At 71.6% G+C, this 16,506-nt stretch carries 16 protein-coding genes; 11 read left to right on the forward strand and 5 right to left on the reverse strand.

Annotated features, from left to right (window positions below; translation table 11 throughout):
* Window positions 1–8: 8 nt before the first annotated feature.
* On the reverse strand, window positions 9–557 hold the full coding sequence (locus ABKA19_RS07980; protein WP_353688450.1) for a cupin domain-containing protein: 549 nt from the start codon (window positions 555–557) through the stop codon (window positions 9–11).
* 159 nt (window positions 558–716) lie between these two features.
* Here ABKA19_RS07980 and aptA point away from each other — a divergent pair, with 159 nt between their 5' ends.
* The 7 genes from aptA to ABKA19_RS08015 all read left to right on the forward strand — a co-directional run bounded on the left by aptA (window position 717) and on the right by ABKA19_RS08015 (window position 8,936).
* The gene (gene aptA, locus ABKA19_RS07985; protein WP_502945738.1) at window positions 717–2,087 is read left to right on the forward strand and encodes an omega-aminotransferase AptA; all 1,371 of its coding nucleotides are present in this window, start codon (window positions 717–719) and stop codon (window positions 2,085–2,087) included.
* A gap of 206 nt (window positions 2,088–2,293) precedes the next feature.
* On the forward strand, window positions 2,294–3,412 hold the full coding sequence (gene ald, locus ABKA19_RS07990) for an alanine dehydrogenase (RefSeq protein WP_353688451.1): 1,119 nt from the start codon (window positions 2,294–2,296) through the stop codon (window positions 3,410–3,412).
* A gap of 135 nt (window positions 3,413–3,547) precedes the next feature.
* A complete protein-coding gene (locus ABKA19_RS07995; protein ID WP_353688452.1) occupies window positions 3,548–5,038 on the forward strand; it encodes a CoA-acylating methylmalonate-semialdehyde dehydrogenase in 1,491 nt (496 codons plus the stop codon).
* A gap of 324 nt (window positions 5,039–5,362) precedes the next feature.
* Window positions 5,363–6,652, forward strand: a complete 1,290-nt coding sequence (locus ABKA19_RS08000; RefSeq protein WP_353688453.1) for a DUF445 domain-containing protein — start codon at window positions 5,363–5,365, stop codon at window positions 6,650–6,652.
* A 171-nt stretch (window positions 6,653–6,823) separates the two neighbouring features.
* A complete protein-coding gene (locus ABKA19_RS08005) occupies window positions 6,824–7,192 on the forward strand; it encodes a response regulator (RefSeq protein ID WP_353688454.1) in 369 nt (122 codons plus the stop codon).
* Between the two features lie 39 nt (window positions 7,193–7,231).
* A complete protein-coding gene (locus ABKA19_RS08010; protein ID WP_353688455.1) occupies window positions 7,232–8,080 on the forward strand; it encodes a cyclic di-GMP-binding domain-containing protein, MshE-related in 849 nt (282 codons plus the stop codon).
* A 70-nt stretch (window positions 8,081–8,150) separates the two neighbouring features.
* Complete coding sequence (locus tag ABKA19_RS08015) at window positions 8,151–8,936, forward strand: EAL domain-containing protein (RefSeq protein ID WP_353688456.1); 786 nt, start codon at window positions 8,151–8,153, stop codon at window positions 8,934–8,936.
* A gap of 18 nt (window positions 8,937–8,954) precedes the next feature.
* On the opposite strand, the gene rlmKL is transcribed toward ABKA19_RS08015, so the two are convergent.
* The 3 genes from rlmKL to ABKA19_RS08030 all read right to left on the reverse strand — a co-directional run bounded on the left by rlmKL (window position 8,955) and on the right by ABKA19_RS08030 (window position 12,441).
* Window positions 8,955–11,216: a bifunctional 23S rRNA (guanine(2069)-N(7))-methyltransferase RlmK/23S rRNA (guanine(2445)-N(2))-methyltransferase RlmL gene (gene rlmKL, locus ABKA19_RS08020; RefSeq protein ID WP_353688457.1), complete on the reverse strand. Its 2,262-nt coding sequence runs from the start codon at window positions 11,214–11,216 to the stop codon at window positions 8,955–8,957.
* Between the two features lie 191 nt (window positions 11,217–11,407).
* Window positions 11,408–11,938 carry a hypothetical protein gene (locus ABKA19_RS08025; RefSeq protein ID WP_353688458.1) on the reverse strand — a complete coding sequence of 177 codons (531 nt, stop codon included), beginning with the start codon at window positions 11,936–11,938 and terminating at the stop codon, window positions 11,408–11,410.
* A complete protein-coding gene (locus ABKA19_RS08030; protein ID WP_353688459.1) occupies window positions 11,935–12,441 on the reverse strand; it encodes an MOSC domain-containing protein in 507 nt (168 codons plus the stop codon). The genes ABKA19_RS08025 and ABKA19_RS08030 overlap by 4 nt, the downstream gene beginning before the upstream one ends.
* Before the next feature lie 54 nt (window positions 12,442–12,495).
* Here ABKA19_RS08030 and ABKA19_RS08035 point away from each other — a divergent pair, with 54 nt between their 5' ends.
* From ABKA19_RS08035 to ABKA19_RS08045, 3 genes are all read left to right on the forward strand, one after another.
* Window positions 12,496–13,065, forward strand: a complete 570-nt coding sequence (locus tag ABKA19_RS08035; RefSeq protein ID WP_353688460.1) for an N-acetylmuramoyl-L-alanine amidase — start codon at window positions 12,496–12,498, stop codon at window positions 13,063–13,065.
* A 116-nt stretch (window positions 13,066–13,181) separates the two neighbouring features.
* The gene (tesB, locus tag ABKA19_RS08040) at window positions 13,182–14,093 is read left to right on the forward strand and encodes an acyl-CoA thioesterase II (protein WP_502945739.1); all 912 of its coding nucleotides are present in this window, start codon (window positions 13,182–13,184) and stop codon (window positions 14,091–14,093) included.
* 3 nt (window positions 14,094–14,096) lie between these two features.
* Window positions 14,097–14,633 (forward strand): hypothetical protein, encoded by a 537-nt coding sequence (locus ABKA19_RS08045; RefSeq protein ID WP_353688462.1) that lies wholly within the window; start codon window positions 14,097–14,099, stop codon window positions 14,631–14,633.
* Window positions 14,634–15,004: 371 nt separating this feature from the next.
* Here the strand turns inward: ABKA19_RS08045 and ABKA19_RS08050 are convergent, their stop codons facing one another.
* A complete protein-coding gene (locus ABKA19_RS08050; protein ID WP_353688463.1) occupies window positions 15,005–15,574 on the reverse strand; it encodes an EF-hand domain-containing protein in 570 nt (189 codons plus the stop codon).
* A 166-nt stretch (window positions 15,575–15,740) separates the two neighbouring features.
* On the opposite strand from ABKA19_RS08050, the gene ABKA19_RS08055 reads away from it, so the two are divergent.
* A complete protein-coding gene (locus ABKA19_RS08055) occupies window positions 15,741–16,478 on the forward strand; it encodes an arginyltransferase (protein WP_162377844.1) in 738 nt (245 codons plus the stop codon).
* Window positions 16,479–16,506: the final 28 nt, after the last annotated feature.

Below are 16,506 nucleotides of genomic sequence, written 5' to 3' on the forward strand. Positions count from 1 at the left end.
CCAGTCCATCAGAACGTCGCCGGCGTATTGGCGCTGACGATCACCGCCTCGTCCTCGCCAACGTTGCGGAAGCGGTGCGGCACCCGGCTTTCGAAGTAGTACGCCTCGCCCGGACCGAGCACGCGCACCTGCGAGCCCACCGTCACCTCGACCTGGCCGGCGATGATCACCCCGCCCTCCTCGCCCTCGTGTTCGATCATCGCCACGCCGGTGTCGCTGCCCGGCGGCATGACCTCGCGCAGGATGCACATCTGCCGCTGCGGACGGTGCTGGCCGACCAGGTAGTAGTGGATCTCGTTGTTGCCCACGTCGGGCAACTCGTCGGCGGCGTAGAACGGCTGCTCCGGCGGGCCCGGGTCCAGGTCCAGGGTGAAGAAGTCGGCCAGCGAGATCGGGATGCCGTCGAGAACCTTCTTCAGCGAGCTGACCGACGGGCTGACCTTGTTCTGCTCGATCAGCGAGATGGTGCTGTTGGTGACGCCCACGCGGCGCGCCAGCTCGCGCTGGCTGAGGTTGCGGGCGGTGCGTACCCGCTGCAGGCGTGCGCCGATGTCCATCCCTTGGGTCGCTCCCGGCCGGGGGGCCCGGCGTGTCATCGGATACTTTACATGCCGCCCCGTCCGGGTCAATTTTTGGCGTAGACTCGGCCACAGCGTTGAATTTTTAAAACGGCGCCTACCCCCTTGGCCGCCGGTACCCCTTGCCCCGGAGCGCCCATGAACCCGCTAGACGACGCCCGCCGCAACGCCCTGGCCGACCACTACGCCGCGCAGAACCGCTCGGCGCCGGCGGCCATGGACGCGTTCTGGATGCCGTTCACCGCCAACCGCCAGTTCCGCGGCACCCCGCGCCTGCTGGCCTCGGCCGAAGGCATGTACTACCGCGATGTCGACGGCCGCCAGATCCTGGACGGCACCGCCGGCCTGTGGTGCTGCAACGCCGGCCATGCGCGGCCGCGGATCGTCGAGGCGGTAGCCCGGCAGGTCGCCACGCTCGACTTCGCCCCGAACTTCCAGATGGGCTCGCCCCTGCCGTTCGTCCTGGCCGAACGTCTGAAGGCGATCGCGCCGCGGCCGCTGGACCACGTGTTCTACACCAACTCCGGCTCCGAGTCGGTCGACACCGCGCTGAAGATCGCCATCGCCTACCACCGCGCGCGCGGCGAAGGCCAACGCGTGCGGCTGATCGGTCGCGAGAAGGCCTACCACGGGGTCGGCTTCGGCGGCATCTCGGTCGGCGGCCTGCCCAACAACCGCAAGTGGTTCGGCACCGGCCTGCCGGGCGTGGACCACCTGCGCCACACCCTGGACATCGGCCGCAACGCGTTCTCGCGCGGGCTGCCGCCGCATGGCGTGGAGCTGGCCGAGGACCTGGAGCGGCTGGTGCAGCTGCACGACGCCAGCACGATCGCGGCGGTGATCGTCGAGCCGATCGCAGGCTCGGCCGGGGTAATCCTGCCGCCGCCGGGGTACCTGCAGCGCATCCGCGAGATCTGCAGCCGCCACGGCATCGTGCTGATCTTCGACGAGGTGATCACCGGCTTCGGCCGCGTCGGCGAGCCGTTCGCCGCGCAGCGCTTCGGCGTCACCCCGGACATGATGACCACCGCCAAGGGCCTGACCTCCGGCTGCGTGCCGATGGGCGCTGTGTTCGTCTCGACCGCCATCCACGACGCCTTCATGCAGGGCCCGGACAACGCGATCGACCTGTTCCACGGCTACACCTACACCGGGCACCCGCTGGCCTGCGCCGCCGCGCTGGCGGCGCTGGACACCTACGAGGAAGAAGGCCTGCTCACCCGCGCCCGCGGGCTGGAGCAGTACTGGGAGGACGGCCTGCACGCGCTGCGCGGCAAGCCGCACGTGGTCGACATCCGCAACTTCGGCCTGATCGGCGCGGTGGAACTGGCGCCGGAAGACGGCAGGCCCGGCGCGCGGGGCTACCAGGTGCTGGAGCGCGCATTCCGCAAGGGCCTGCTGGTGCGCACCACCGGCGACACGGTGGCGTTGTCGCCGCCGCTGATCGTGGAACGACGCCACATCGACGACATCTTCTCCATGCTCGGCGAGGTACTCGACTCCCTGTGACGACGACCCTGCCCACGCCGCACCTGTAGGAGCCGATCCATCGGCGACCCGAGGCCGTCGAGGCCACCGGGAACCCGACCGTACCAGTTGCGTGGGTCACCGATGGAACGACTCCTGCAAAAGGGCAGGGACGGCCAGGCCCGAACCCGGCAACTCCAGCCACAAGACACGCCCCCTCCGCAGACACCCATCCCCGGAGATCCACCATGCTGATCGGCGTCCCCAAGGAAATAAAGAACCACGAGTACCGCGTCGGCCTCACCGCCAGCGGCGCCCGCGAGCTGTCCGCGCGCGGCCACCAGGTGCTGGTCGAACGCGATGCCGGCGTCGGCATCGGCCTGGCCAACGAAGCCTTCGAGGCCGCCGGCGCGCAGATCGTGGACAGCGCCGCGGAGGTCTACGGGCGCGCGGAGATGATCATCAAGGTCAAGGAGCCGCAGCCGGCCGAGTGCGCGATGTTGCGCCCGGGCCAGCTGCTCTACGCGTACCTGCACCTGGCCCCCGACCCGGAGCAGACGCGCGCCCTGCTGGCCTCCGGCTGCACCGCCATCGCCTACGAAACAGTCACCGACGACCGCGGCGGGCTGCCGCTGCTGGCACCGATGAGCGAGGTCGCCGGGCGCATGTCGATCCAGGCCGGCGCGCACGCACTGGAGAAGGCGCAGGGCGGTTCGGGCATCCTGCTCGGCGGCGTGCCGGGGGTGAAGCCGGCCGAGGTGATGGTGATCGGCGCCGGCACCGTCGGCCTCAACGCCGCACGCATGGCGATGGGCCTGGGCGCGCACGTCACCGTGCTGGACCGCTCGCTGGACCGCCTGAAGTACGTCGACGAGCTGTACGGCGAACGCCTGACCACGATCTACTCGACCCGCGATGCGATCGAGGACCGCCTGCCCTATACCGACCTGGTCGTCGGTGCGGTGCTGATCCCCGGCGCAGCCGCGCCGAAGCTGCTGTCGCGCGGCCACCTCAAGCTGATGCGTCCCGGCTCGGTCCTGGTGGACGTGGCGATCGACCAGGGCGGCTGCTTCGAGACCAGCCGGCCGACCACGCACCAGGAGCCGACCTACGAGGTCGACGGGATCATCCACTACTGCGTGGCCAACATGCCCGGCGGCGTCGCCCGCACCTCCACCTTCGCCCTGACCAACGCCACCCTGCCCCATGCGCTGGCCCTGGCCGACAAGGGCGCGGTCCAGGCATTGCGGGATGACGTGAACCTGCGCAACGGGCTCAACGTGCATGCCGGCAAGCTCACCTACCGCGCCGTGGCCGACGCCCTGAACCTGCCCTTCACCCCGGCCGCCGAGGCGCTGTCGCTGTAGGAGCCGGTCGCCAGCGGCGACCCGCGCACGGGCACGGGCACGGGCACGGGCGATGCTCACATGTCCTGGGTGGATGTCGCCCATGAAGATGGGCTCCTACAACAGCGGGGCGCGACTCCGGAGGGACCAGCAGCGATGACCCGACAGCTCCAGCACCACATCGGCGGCCGCGAACAGCCCGGCAACAGCGCCAGGTACGGCAACGTGTTCGACCCCGCCAGCGGCCAGGTCAGCGCGCGCGTGCCGCTGGCCGGCGCCGATGACGTGCAGGCGGCCGTGGCCGCGGCGCAGGTGGCGTTTCCCGACTGGGCGGCGACGCCGCCGCTGCAGCGTGCGCGGGTGATGTTCCGGCTGCGGTCGCTGATCGAGCGCGATGCCGACGCCCTGGCCCGGACGATCACCTCCGAGCACGGCAAGACCCTGGCCGACGCGCGCGGCGAAGTCACCCGTGGCCTGGAAGTGGTGGAGTTCGCCAGCGGCATCCCGCACCTGCTCAAGGGCGAGTACTCGGCGCAGGTGGGGCGAGGCGTGGACAGCTGGAGCGAGCGGGCGCCGCTGGGCGTGGTCGCCGGCGTCACGCCGTTCAACTTCCCGGTGATGGTCCCGCTGTGGATGGCACCGGTGGCGCTGGCCTGCGGCAACAGCTTCGTGCTCAAGCCATCGGAGAAGGTGCCCTCCGCTGCACTGCACCTGGCCGCGCTGCTGCAGGAAGCGGGGCTGCCCGACGGCGTGTTCAACGTCGTCCATGGCGGCCGCGAGGCGGTCGATGCACTGCTGGACGACGCGCGCGTGCAGGCGCTGAGCTTCGTCGGGTCCACGCCGGTGGCCCGCTACCTGTACGAGCGCGGCAGCGCCGGCGGCAAGCGCGTGCAGGCGCTGGGTGGCGCCAAGAACCACGCGGTGGTGCTGGCCGATGCCGACATCGGCCTAGCCGCCGAGGCGCTGCTCGGCGCCGGCTACGGCTCGGCCGGCGAGCGCTGCATGGCGATCTCGGTGGCGGTATGCGTGGGCGACGCGACCGCCGATGCGCTGGTCGCCGCGCTGAAGGACAAGGTCGCCGCGCTGCGCATCGGCCCGGGGATCGACGACCTGGACATGGGCCCGCTGGTCGACGCGGCGCATCGCGATCGCGTCCGTGGCTACATCGACTGTGGCGTGGCCGAGGGCGCGGAACTGGTGGTCGACGGCCGCACCCACGCCTGCACGCGCGGCGACGGCTTCTTCCTCGGCGGCAGCCTGTTCGACCGGGTGACGCCGGCCATGCGCATCCATCGCGAGGAGATCTTCGGCCCGGTGCTGTGCGTGGTGCGCGTGCCGGACTTCGAGGCGGCGCTGGCACTGGTCGACGGCCACGAGTACGGCAACGGCACGGCGGTGTTCACCCGCAGCGGCGGTGCCGCACGCGAGTTCGCGCGGCGGGTGCAGGCGGGCATGGTCGGGATCAACGTGCCGATCCCGGTGCCGATGGCCTTCCACAGCTTCGGCGGCTGGAAGCGCTCGCTGTTCGGCCCGCTGCACATGCACGGGCCGGACGGGGTGCGCTTCTACACGCGGATGAAGACCATGACCGCACGCTGGCCCGAAGGCGCGGCCGGCGCCGAATTCACGATGCCGACGATGCGCTGAGGCGGCGCGGCGCGAAGCATGCCGGCCGGACTCGTTGCAGTCGGCTCCTCCGGCACAGGTCGCGACATGCAACCCTCCCCGCCATGCCCGCGCAGCAGCGTGGACTGCTGGTGGATGGCCGGGCATCGAAGGACTCCGGTCCGGGAACGAGTCCGCCAGCCCTGCCTGCACGGGACGAAGGAACCCGGGATCGCGCGCGGCCGGCACGTCCCGGCGGACCGGTCCGTTCGGCGACCACGGCGATGGCGCCCCGCTTCATGCGTCGCCCATGCCCCCGCCGCTACACTCCCCCGCGTTCGCGTCCGAACCGTGCAGTGGAGTGGCATGACCGACGATCCGCGCCGCGCGCAGCTGCGCCGCATGAAGGCCATCGCCCTGGCGATGCTGCTGGCGATGCTGGCCGGCTTCGTGCTCAGCCACGCGATGGGCAACCAGGGCGCCTGGGCCTGGGTGTCGGCGTTCTGCGAGGCGGCCACGGTCGGCGCGCTGGCCGACTGGTTCGCGGTGGTGGCCCTGTTCCGCCACCCGCTCGGCCTGCCAATCCCGCACACCGCGATCATCCCGCGCAGCAAGGCGCGCATCGCCGACAGCCTGGCGGCGTTCGTGCGCGACCACTTCCTGGAGCCCCAGACCCTGCTGGCGCGGCTGGAGGTGTTCGACCCGGCGGCAAGGCTGGGCCAATGGCTGTCCGGTCCCGAACAGTCGCGCAGGCTCGCCCAGCTGGCCCGCGGCTGGGCGCTGCAGGCGCTGGACCTGCTCGACGAGCGCGCCGTGCGCGAAAGCATCCAGGCCTTCGTGATCGCGCGGCTGCAAGGCTGGAACGCGGCCGCCACCGCCGGCGATGTGCTCGGCCTGCTCACCGCCGACGGCCGCCACCAGGCGCTGCTGGACGAGGCCCTGCGCCGGCTCGGCGCGTACCTGGACGACGAGGCGGTCAAGCAGCGCGCCTCGGGGCTGCTGGTCAAGCACGCGCGCAAGGAATGGCCGCGCCTGGTCGGCACGGTGGACTTCGTCAAGCCGGTGGAAGGCATCGCCGACAACCTGGCCGACCGCATCGCCCGCGCACTGCTGGACGAGCTCAACGAGATCCTGTCCCAGCCCGGCCATCCGCTGCGCCGCGACTACGAGCAATGGCTGCAGGACTACGTGCGGCGGCTGCGCGAAGATCCCGCGCTGGCCGACAGGGTCGAGGCGATCAAGCAGAACCTGATCGGCCACGAGAGCGTGCGGGAGTATGTGCGCGGGCTGTGGGACCAGGTCCATGCCAGCCTGCGCCGCGACCTGGAGCGCGAGGACGGCGTGCTCTCGCGCCACCTGGAGCAGTCGCTGGCCGGGCTCGGGCAGGCGCTGGGGCGCGACGGCGAGCTGCGCGATGCGATCAACCAGCACGTGATGGGCGGTGCGGAGAAGCTGGCGCTGCGCCTGCGCGGCGGGGTCACCGACTACATCGCCCAGACCGTGAAGGCCTGGGACGAGCGCCACCTGGTCGAGCAGCTGGAGCTGAGCGTGGGCCGCGACCTGCAGTACATCCGCTTCAATGGCACCCTGGTCGGCGGCCTGATCGGCCTGGCCCTGCATGCGGTGATCGTCCTGCTCGAACGCCAGCCGTTGTAGGAGCCCATCTTCATGGGCGACACGGGCGTCCGGACAACGTGGAGTCGCCCGTGCCGATGGCGCCGGGTCGCCCATGAAGATGGGCTCCTACAGAAAGCGGCCGGGCGGCCGTTAAGCCGTACAGGGCCCCACTGCGGCCCATCGATCAGAAAAAACCAGGGGGACACACCGATGACCGCACGTCCGACCGTGCTGCTCTGCGACGATTCGCGCGCGTTGCGCATGCTGGCCGCTTCCCAGCTGGAGGAATCCGGCTTCCAGGTGGCCGGCGAAGCCCGCAACGGCCTGGAAGCGTCCGAGCTCTACGCCGCGCTCAAGCCGGACCTGGTCCTGCTGGACCTGGTGATGCCCGAGTGTGACGGCCGTCGCGCATTGGCCGCGATCCTGCAGGCCGACCCCGATGCGCGCGTGGTGATCCTCAGCTCGCTGGGGGCGCAGAACGACATCGAGGAATGCCTGAAGATGGGCGCGCGCTCCTACCTGCAGAAGCCCATCGACCCCGAAGCGATGGAACGCGTCCTGCGCGACGCGCTCGCCTGATCGCGGGCTATCATCCGGACTATCGCAAGGGGACCACCGATGGCTGTCAAATTCCTGGGCCAGTTCCTGATGGAACGCGGCGTGATCACGCCGCAGCAACTGCTGGCCGCGATCGAGGCGCAGCGCGCCTCCAACCCGCTGCTGGGCGAACTGGCCGTGCGCCAGGGCCTGCTTACCGAGGCGCAGGCGCGCCGCATCAACGACCGCCAGCGCGCCGATGACCGCCGCTTCGGCGACATCGCCATGGAGATGGGCCTGCTCGAGCCGGCGCAGGTGGCCGGCCTGCTGATCGCGCAGAAGGCCGGGCGCAAGCTGTTCGGCGAAGTGCTGCTCGAACAGGGCGTGATCGACCTGGAGCGGCTGGAGTCGGAACTGGCCGCGCACCGCGCCGAACAGGACGCGGCCCAGCACGCGCTGGAGGTCGGCGTGGCCGACCATGCGCTGGCCGAGCTGGCCAATGGAGCCATCGCCCTGAGCGGACGACTGTTCCCGCGCATGCTCGACAGCCAGTGCCAGGCGGCCGGCGTACTGGCGCCCGAGGACCTGCAGGTCTGGCCGCACACCGCGCACGTGCGCATCGACGGCGAGCAGCCGATGTTCATCGGCATGGCCTGCGGGCCGGAAACGATGCAGGCGATGGCCTGCGCCTTCCTCAAGATCGGGCCCGAGCGCTGCGACGAAGAACTGGCCCTGGATGGACTGGGCGAGATCGTCAACGTGCTGATGGGGTATGTCGTGCGCAACGTGCTGCCGGACGACGTGCAGTACCGCGCCTTCCCGCCCGACCTGGCGACCCCGGCGGCGCAGCTGGCGGCCGACCGCGACCGCAGCCTGGCGCTGCTGATGAACTCGCGGCTGGGTCCGTTCGTCCTGCTGGTCGGCGACTGACCGGGCGCCGGCACCGCCGGCGCGCTCCGCCTGCCCCGCTGCTATTCTGGGGGCAGGCAGGAGGCATCCCATGGTCACTGCAGCGGATATCCAGGCCGGGCTGGAGCGCAACGAGTTCTTCCTCGAGTACCAGCCGGTGGTCTCGGTCGCCGATGGCCGTTGCGTCGGATGCGAGGCGTTGCTGCGCTGGCGGCGGCTGGGCCGGGTGGTCGGGCCCCAGGAGTTCATCCCGCTGGCCGAAGAAACCGCGCTGGGCGGCCTGCTGACCTACCACACGATCGAAACGGTGGCCCGCGAGCTGGGACCGTGGCTGCTCGCGCGCCCGCACCTGTTCATCGGCATCAACATACCGCCTGCGCTGCTCGGCCGCGGCGGGATCGAATACGCCGCGCAGAAGACCGGCTACGACCAGACCCTGCGCAACCAGCTGGTGCTGGAGGTCACCGAGCGCGGCATCCCCGACGGCATCGGCATGAACGAGATGGAGGAGGCGGCGCGCAGCGGCGTGCGCTTCGCCCTGGACGACGTGATGCTCGACAGCGCCAACCTGGCGGTGCTCTCTCGCTGCAAGTTCCACATCGTCAAGATCGACCGCCGCCTGGTCGCCGACATCCGTCCGGACCAGCCGCGACCGGAATGGCTGGCAGGCCTGGCCGCGCTGCTGGCCGCCACCGACCTGCAGGTGATCGCCGAGGGCGTGGAGACGCCGGCGCAGGCGCAGGTGTTGCGCGAGGCCGGGATCCCGATGGCGCAGGGATTCCTTTACAGCCGCCCGTTGCCGGCGCGGGCGCTGCAGGCATTCCAGGCCTGGCACGAGACGCCGGCCGCCGAACGTGCCCGCCCGCCCGGGCCCTGATCGCCGCGCCCTGCCGTTTCAGCGCAGCGGATGCTGCAGGCGCCAGGCGCGGTGGATGCGCGGATTGCGCCCGAAATCCGGCGGAATGGTCGACGCACTGATCTCTTCGACGTCGGCGAACGCGGCGATCGCATCGCCGTCGAGGCGGAAACGGCGGAAGTTGTTGGAGAAGTACAGCACGCCGTCGGGCACCAGCCGCGCCATCGCCAGCTGCAGCAGACGCACGTGCTCGCGCTGGATATCGAAGTCGTCGGCGCGGGCCGAGTTGGAGAACGTCGGCGGGTCGCAGAAGATCACGTCGTAGCGATGCCGCTCCGCTTCCAGCCAGGCCAGCACGTCGCCCTGCACGAGCTGGTGCGAGGTGCCGCCCAGCCCGTTGAGCGCCAGGTTGTCCGCGCACCACTGCAGGTAGGTCGCCGACAGGTCGACGCTGGTCGTGCTGGCCGCGCCGGCCACCGCCGCCTGCACGCTGGCCACGCCGGTGTAGCAGAACAGGTTGAGGAAGCGCTTGCCGCGGGCCTCCTTCGCCATCCGCCGACGCAGCGGGCGGTGGTCGAGGAACAGGCCGGTATCCAGGTAATCGAACAGGTTCACCCACAGCCGGGCGCCGTTCTCGCCCACGGCGAAGCGCTGGCCCTGCGGCTGGGCATTACCGTACCGATGCCCGTACTTCGAGCCGCCCTTGCCGCGCTCCCGGGTCTTCATCGCCACCCGCTCGGCCGGCACCTTGAACGCCTCGCGCGCGGCGGCCAGCAGCTCGCCGCGGCGGCGGCGCACGTCGGCCTCGGGGATCTCGGCCGGCGGCGCGTACTCCTGCACATGCAGGAAGGTGCGCTGCTCGCCGCCATCCTCGGCGTAGACGTCGATCGCGGCGGCGTACTCGGGAATGTCGGCATCGTAGGCGCGGAAGCAGGTCACGCCCTCGCCGCTGCGCCAGTTCTTCAGCTTGCGCAGGTTGCGCTCGATGCGGTTGGCGACCATCTTCGCGCCGTCGGACAGCTCGCGCGCCACGACCTCGCGCTGCGGCGGACGCACCGGGTCGCAGACGATCAGCGCGCATTCCAGCGCGCCGTTGAACAGCTGGTACTTCCTGGCCGCGCGCAGGCCGGTGGCATGCGCCAGCTCCGCGTCGCCGCAGAGCAGGCTGGCGCGCCAGTCCGGCACCGCGCGGCGCAACGCATCGCCGAGCCGGCGGTACAGGCCGCCATCGGCGGCCAGGCGCCGGTCGTACGGCGGGTTGCACACCACCAGGCCACGCGCCTGCGGCGGAACCGGCAACGCGTCGATGTCGTGGACCTCGAACACGATCGCCGCCTCCACGCCGGCGGCGCGCGCGTTGCCACGCGCAGCAGCGATGGCGTGGCGATCGTTGTCGCTGCCATGGAAGACCGGACGCAACGCGGCCAGGCCCGCCTGCGCGCGCGTGCGCGCTTCGGCCAGCAGCGCATTCCAGCCGGCGGCATCGAAGCCGATCCAGCGCGTGGGCGGAGTGGATGCGGGCTCGGCGGCAGCTGCCGGCGCGATCGCGGCCAGCGACTGCGCCCAGGGGCCCGCATCGACCGCCGCGGCTGCCGACGGCGCGCCGGACGCCGCGGCGACGGCGGCCTGCATCCGGCCCAGGCCCGGCGCCACGTCGGCGGCCATCAGCGCGCCTTCGATCAGCAGCGTGCCGCTGCCGCACATCGGATCGAGCAAGGCGCCGCCGTCGTGGTACAGCGCCGGCCAGCCGCCGCGCAGCAGCACCGCGGCGGCCAGGTTCTCCTTCAACGGCGCTTCGCGCTGTTCGGCGCGCCAGCCGCGCCGGTGCAGCGGGCCGCCGCCCAGGTCCACCGACAGCGTGGCCCGTCCCTTGCGTAGCGACAGGTTCAGCCGCAGCCCCGGCGCGTCGACGTCTACCGACGGACGCTCCAGGCCCTGCGCGCGGAACACGTCGACCACCGCATCCTTGACCCGCTGCGCGGCAAAACGCGCATGGGTGATCGCGGTACCGGAGACGTGCGCGTCCACGGCCACCGTATCGCCCTCACGCAGGTGCTCGTGCCACGGCACCGCCGCCGCACCCTCGTACAGCGCCTGCTCGTCCGGGCAGTCGAACTCGGCCAGTGGCCACAACACGCGGCTGGCCAGGCGCGACCACAGCACCGCGCGCTGCGCGTCGGCCAAGGTGCCTTCGGGATTGGCGCCGGCGATCGTAGCCGTCGCCTTGGCCGCACCCAGCGCGACCAGCTCGTCGGCCAGCAGGTATTCCAGGCCCTTGGCGCAGGAAACGAAGAACTTCATTGGGGAGCGGACTCGCGGACAGGGGGCCGCCGGGCCGGTAGGCGGCCGTCGGGCAGGGAGGATGGAGGGGAATGGTCGGACATCGGGACCGGCGGCGCCACCCCGCGCGCCGGCACGGGTCACCGCGCGGACAGGCTCGGCAGCGGCCAACCGCGTCCGTTCGGCGGAGGCCTCCTCCGGCCGGCCACGGATCAGAGCGACTGCAGCAGCTCGGCGAAGGCGCGCGCGGTGGTGTCCACGTGGGCGCCGAGGCGATGGCTGTCGTCGAGCAGGAGCAACCGGGCCGAGCGCGCGCGCGCCCACTCGATAACGCCGGTCGCCGGGATCAGCTCGTCGTGCCAGGCGTGGACCACGCTGGTGGGCACGCGGGCGGCGTCCAGCGCCGGCATCGGGCCCATGGCCAGCGGCGGCACCATCAGGAACAGCGCGCGCGTGGGCACCTGCAAGGATGCGATCGCCGAGATGTACGCGCCCAGGCTGGAACCGCCCAGCACGACCGGGCCGCCGCGGGCGACCGCGCCTGCCGCGATGTCGACCAGGCGCCGCAGTCGCGCCGGGACGTCGCCGACCGGGCTGATCTCGCGGCGCGCATCCAGGTCGGTGTAATCCGGGCGTTCGGTGGTCCAGCCCAGCCGTTCGGCGGCGTCGGCCAGCGCGGTGACCTTGGTCGCGTCCGGACCGCTTTCGAACCCGTGCGAGAGGATGCAGTGGCCTCGGCTCACAGCGCTTCCACCGCATCGCCCACGCGCACGATGCCGCCTTCGACGATGCGCGCGCACAGGCCGCCGTGGCCGCGCATGGCGTTGTAGCCGCCCGGACCCAGCGCGTCTTCCATGCGTGAGCACGGGTCGCACGATTCGGTGCCTTCCAGCACCAGCCCGCCGACGCGGAAGCGGCGACCCTTGAGTGCCACCAATGGAATCCCCGACACCACCAGGTTGCGGCGCAAGGTGCCCGGCGCGACATGCTCGCGCCCGGCCAGCGCCGCGATCACCGGCAGGTGTTCGGCCTGGATCAGGGTGATGCCGCGCTTGCCATTGCCGCCCTTGTAGCGGTCGCCGGTCAGTCCGCCGCCGGTGCTGGCCCGGGCCGATTCGACCGCGACCATGGCGGTGTCGCGTGCGGGTCGCACGCCGATCCATTCGACCGTGCCGGCACGCGGCAGGGCCGCCATCAGCTTGCCGAGGGGACTGTCCGGTGCGGGGCGTGCGGCGGTGGTCGACATGGCGCGGATGCTAGCATCCCGGCTCACGACAGCCCTGCCCTATCGACCGCGACCATGCCGACTCCGTTCGCACCCGCCATCGTCGACGCGCCGCTGCCCTACGTGGCGCGGCTGGATCCGCGGCCGCTGGCGCAGGTGGACCTGGTCGTCATCCACTGCACCGAACTCCCGGACCTGGCCGCCGCGCGCGAGTACGGCGAGCGCGTGCTCTACGACAGCGGCACCGGCAACAGCGGCCATTACTACATCGATCGCGACGGCACGGTGCTGCGCTACGTGCCCGACGACCGCATCGCCCACCACGTGCGCGGCATGAACCGGCGCGCGATCGGCATCGAACTGGTCAACACCGGGCGCTTCCCGCACTGGCTGGACTCGCGGCACCAGGCGATGGATGAGCCTTACACCGACGTGCAGATCCAGGCGCTGGTCGCCTTGCTGAACCACCTCGCCGACGAGCTGCCGGCGCTGCGCCACATCGCCGGCCACGAGGACCTGGACCGTGAACAGGTGCCGGCCAGCGATGATCCGTCGCTGCTCGTGCAGCGCAAGCTCGACCCGGGCCCGCGATTCCCGTGGGAGCGGGTGCTGGCGGCGGTGTCGCTGCAGCGCCCCCCCGGGTAGCGCGCGCCGCCACACCCCCACCGCCGGTGAACGGCGTCCGGGCCGACCACGGCTTCCCCCGGAACGAACAGGGCGCGCCGGTATAATCGCGGCCTTTCCCGCAACAGGCTGTGCCCGTGCCTCCCGCCCTCGGCCCCGTGGTTTCCGAACTGATCGACCTGCTCGCGCTGGAGCGACTGGAGGACAACCTGTTCCGCGGCCAGAGCCGCGACATCGGCACCAAGTACGTGTTCGGCGGGCAGGTGCTGGGCCAGGCGCTGGCCGCCGCCCAGGCGACCATCGACAACGGCCGCCATGCCCATTCGCTGCACGCCTACTTCCTGCGCGCCGGCGACATCGAACATCCGATCGTCTACGACGTCGACCGCACCCGCGACGGCGGCAGCTTCTCGGTGCGGCGGATCACCGCGATCCAGCACGGCAAGGTGATCTTCTTCTGCGCCGCCTCGTTCCAGGACGACGAACCCGGCGCCGAGCACCAGCTGAAGATGCCCGAGGTGCCGCAGCCCGAAGACATAGCGCCGGCGGCGCCGGTGCCGGCGGAGGTGATGGCCACGCTGCCGACCAAGGTGCAGCGCTGGCTCTCGCGCGGCGGTCCGTTCGAGTTCCGCCACGTGTACCCGCGCGACGAACTCAATCCGCCCAAGCGCCCGCCCTACCAGCAGGTCTGGTTCCGCCTGCGCGAGAACGTGGGCGACATCCCCGCCGAACTGCACCAGGCGCTGCTGGCCTACGCCTCGGATTTCCACCTGCTGGGCACGGCGACGTTCCCGCACGGGATCAGCTACTACACGCCCAACGTGCAGATGGCCTCGCTCGACCACGCGCTGTGGTTCCATCGTCCGTTCCGCGCCGACGAGTGGCTGCTGTATTCGCTCGACAGCCCCAGCACGCAGGGCTCGCGCGGATTGGCGCGCGGCCAGGTGTTCGACCGCCAGGGCCGGCTGGTCGCCAGCACCGCCCAGGAGGGCCTGATCCGCGTGGTGCCCGACCCGGCCAGCGCGCGCGCCGTCCCGGCGCAGGACTGACCGATGCGGCAGATCTTCACCAGCCAGCGCCTGGAAACCGTCGAAGGCGTCGCACGCCTGCTCGAGGAAGCGGGCATCGGCACATACATCAGCCACCCGCGTTCGTACCGCAGCAAGCGCCGCGGCCAGTTCAGCTATTCCGAACCGGTGCCCGCCAACCAGCAGCCGGCGGTGTGGGTGCGCAAGCCGGAGGACCAGCCGCGTGCGCGCGAACTGCTGCGCGAGGCGGGCCTGCTGGCGACCACCCGTTCCTATTCCGGGCTGCCGACCCCGGCGACCCAGGCACTGCCGTCGCGCTTCGAGGAAGGCGGCGCCAACCGCTGGGCCTGGCGCGTGCGCATCGGCCTGCTGCTGCTCATCGCCGCAGTGGCGATGTTCATCTGGTTGGGTCGTCACCGCGGACCACCCGCCGCGCCGCAGGCACTGCCGGCACCCGCGGCGACGCCGGATCGCGCGCCGCCGCCTGCCGATGGAGACGGCGCCGGCGACGAGGAAGAGGACGAGGTCCGCGTGCGGATTTCCCCACCCCCGGCGGGCTGACGCACGCCGCTGCGCTGGCGCCCGTAGAGCGGGGCTCGCCCCGCTGCTCCCTGCGGCCATTCCATGACGCCAAGCCGGGCAGGCCCGGCTCTACGTTGCAACGCCGGGCGGTCGCGCCCTGCCTGCAGCGCCCGTAGAGCGGAGCTCGCCCGGCGGCGACGCCGGACAGTGCGATGACGCCGGCCTGGGAAAATGGCATCGGCGAGGAGGAGGAGGACGAGGTCCGCGTGCGGATTTCCCCACCCCCGGTCGGCTGACGCACGCCGCTTCGCGGCCGCGCGGCACGCGTAGAGCGGGGCTCGCCCCGCTGCCCTTCGCGGCCGTTCCACCACGCAAAGCCGGGCAAGCCCGGCTCTACGTTGCGACGCCACTTACTGCGCGGCTGCGTCCTTCGCCGGCGGCGCAGCGCGGCCCCAGCGACCGTGCTTGTGGCCTTCGCCGTTGCGCTTGGCATGCGCGGCGTCGTACTCGGCCTTGCTGAGGCTGCCGTCGTTGTTGCTGTCGGCGGCCTCGAACCAGTCATCGCGGCGCTGCTTGCCGGCCAGCTCGCGGTCGGCCTTGTCGACGAATCCGTCCTGGTTGGCGTCCATCTTCGCGAAGCGCTCGGCGAACTTCGGGTCGGCGGCGGCTTCGGCCTTGCTGACGCGGCCATCCTTGTCCTTGTCGAGTTCGGCGAAGGGATGGCCGCCCGGACCGCGCTGGCCGCGGCGCGGCATTTCGTCGCCGGCCAGCTTGCCGTCCTTGTTCTTGTCCAGGGCGTCGAACCGCGCGGCCAGGCGCGGATGCGCGGCGGCCTCGGTGCGATCGATCACGCCATCCTGGTTGGTGTCCAGCGGCGCGCGCGCCTTGGTCGGGGCGGCGGGAGCATCGGCCTGGGCGAGCGCGGCGCCAGTGGTCGCAGCCAGCAACGCGGCGGCAAGCAGGAGTGGGGTCTTCTTCACGGGGATCTCCAAAGGTCGTGGACCTCGTTGGCCACGCAAGGAGAACGCCGCCGCGCCGCGCCGGTTGACCGGCCTGCGGCGTCGTTCAGCCGGCGGCCGGCGATGTCCACGCGCGTACCCCTGCGCCGGGCACGGGGGTATGCTGCGGCCATCCGACGGCACCGCCATGGGCAACGACTCCACCCCGACCGACGACCTGCGCCTGTTCCAGACCGGTGGCCATGCCTGCGGCTACTGGCCCGAGCGCAGCGCGCGCGACCTCGTGCTCGACCCGCGCGACCCGCGCCTGCCGGACATCTACCCGCAGGCGCTGGACTGGGGATTCCGCCGCTCCGGCGACCTGGTCTACCGGCCGCACTGCGCGCAATGCCGCGCCTGCGTGGCCGTGCGCATCCCGGTGGCCGCCTTCGAGCCCGACCGCAGCCAGCGCCGCTGCCTGGCACGCAATGCCGACATCCAGACGCGGATCGCGCCGGCGCGGCGCACCGCCGAGCATTTCGAGCTGTACCAGCGCTACCTGGCCGCACGCCATCGCGATGGCGGCATGGATGGCCACGGCACCGTCGAGTTCGACCAGTTCCTGGTCGGCAGCTGGTCCGACACGCGCTTCGTGGAGATGCGGCTGGCCGGCGACCACGGCCCGGGCCGGCTGCTGGCGGTGGCGGTGACGGACCGCGTCGGTCGCGGGCTATCGGCGGTGTATACGTTCTTCGAGCCGGAACTGGCGCAACGCGGCCTGGGCACGCTGGCGATCCTGCGCCAGATCGAATGGGCCCGGCGCGAAGGGCTCGACCATCTGTACCTGGGCTACTGGATCGACGGCCACGGCAAGATGGACTACAAGCGCCGCTTCCAGCCGCTGGAAGCATTCGACGGCAGGCAATGGCGGCGGTTCCGCCTGTAGGGGCCCATCTTCATGGGCGGCCCGGGCA

It is taken from the genome of Pseudoxanthomonas sp. Soil82, from assembly GCF_040446535.1.
Lineage (GTDB): Bacteria > Pseudomonadota > Gammaproteobacteria > Xanthomonadales > Xanthomonadaceae > Pseudoxanthomonas > Pseudoxanthomonas kaohsiungensis.

Bases quoted from the DNA above. Each gene is read 5' to 3' on its own strand.
- ABKA19_RS08055 (WP_162377844.1), top strand. From the start codon at position 15,741: ATGGGCAACGACTCCACCCCGACCGACGACCTGCGCCTGTTCCAGACC.
- rlmKL (WP_353688457.1), bottom strand. From the start codon at position 11,216: ATGAAGTTCTTCGTTTCCTGCGCCAAGGGCCTGGAATACCTGCTGGCC.
- ABKA19_RS07995 (WP_353688452.1), top strand. From the start codon at position 3,548: ATGACCCGACAGCTCCAGCACCACATCGGCGGCCGCGAACAGCCCGGC.
- ABKA19_RS08035 (WP_353688460.1), top strand. From the start codon at position 12,496: ATGCCGACTCCGTTCGCACCCGCCATCGTCGACGCGCCGCTGCCCTAC.
- ABKA19_RS08015 (WP_353688456.1), top strand. From the start codon at position 8,151: ATGGTCACTGCAGCGGATATCCAGGCCGGGCTGGAGCGCAACGAGTTC.
- ald (WP_353688451.1), top strand. From the start codon at position 2,294: ATGCTGATCGGCGTCCCCAAGGAAATAAAGAACCACGAGTACCGCGTC.
- ABKA19_RS07980 (WP_353688450.1), bottom strand. From the start codon at position 557: ATGGACATCGGCGCACGCCTGCAGCGGGTACGCACCGCCCGCAACCTC.
- ABKA19_RS08000 (WP_353688453.1), top strand. From the start codon at position 5,363: ATGACCGACGATCCGCGCCGCGCGCAGCTGCGCCGCATGAAGGCCATC.
- ABKA19_RS08005 (WP_353688454.1), top strand. From the start codon at position 6,824: ATGACCGCACGTCCGACCGTGCTGCTCTGCGACGATTCGCGCGCGTTG.
- aptA (WP_502945738.1), top strand. From the start codon at position 717: ATGAACCCGCTAGACGACGCCCGCCGCAACGCCCTGGCCGACCACTAC.
- ABKA19_RS08010 (WP_353688455.1), top strand. From the start codon at position 7,232: ATGGCTGTCAAATTCCTGGGCCAGTTCCTGATGGAACGCGGCGTGATC.
- ABKA19_RS08045 (WP_353688462.1), top strand. From the start codon at position 14,097: ATGCGGCAGATCTTCACCAGCCAGCGCCTGGAAACCGTCGAAGGCGTC.
- ABKA19_RS08030 (WP_353688459.1), bottom strand. From the start codon at position 12,441: ATGTCGACCACCGCCGCACGCCCCGCACCGGACAGTCCCCTCGGCAAG.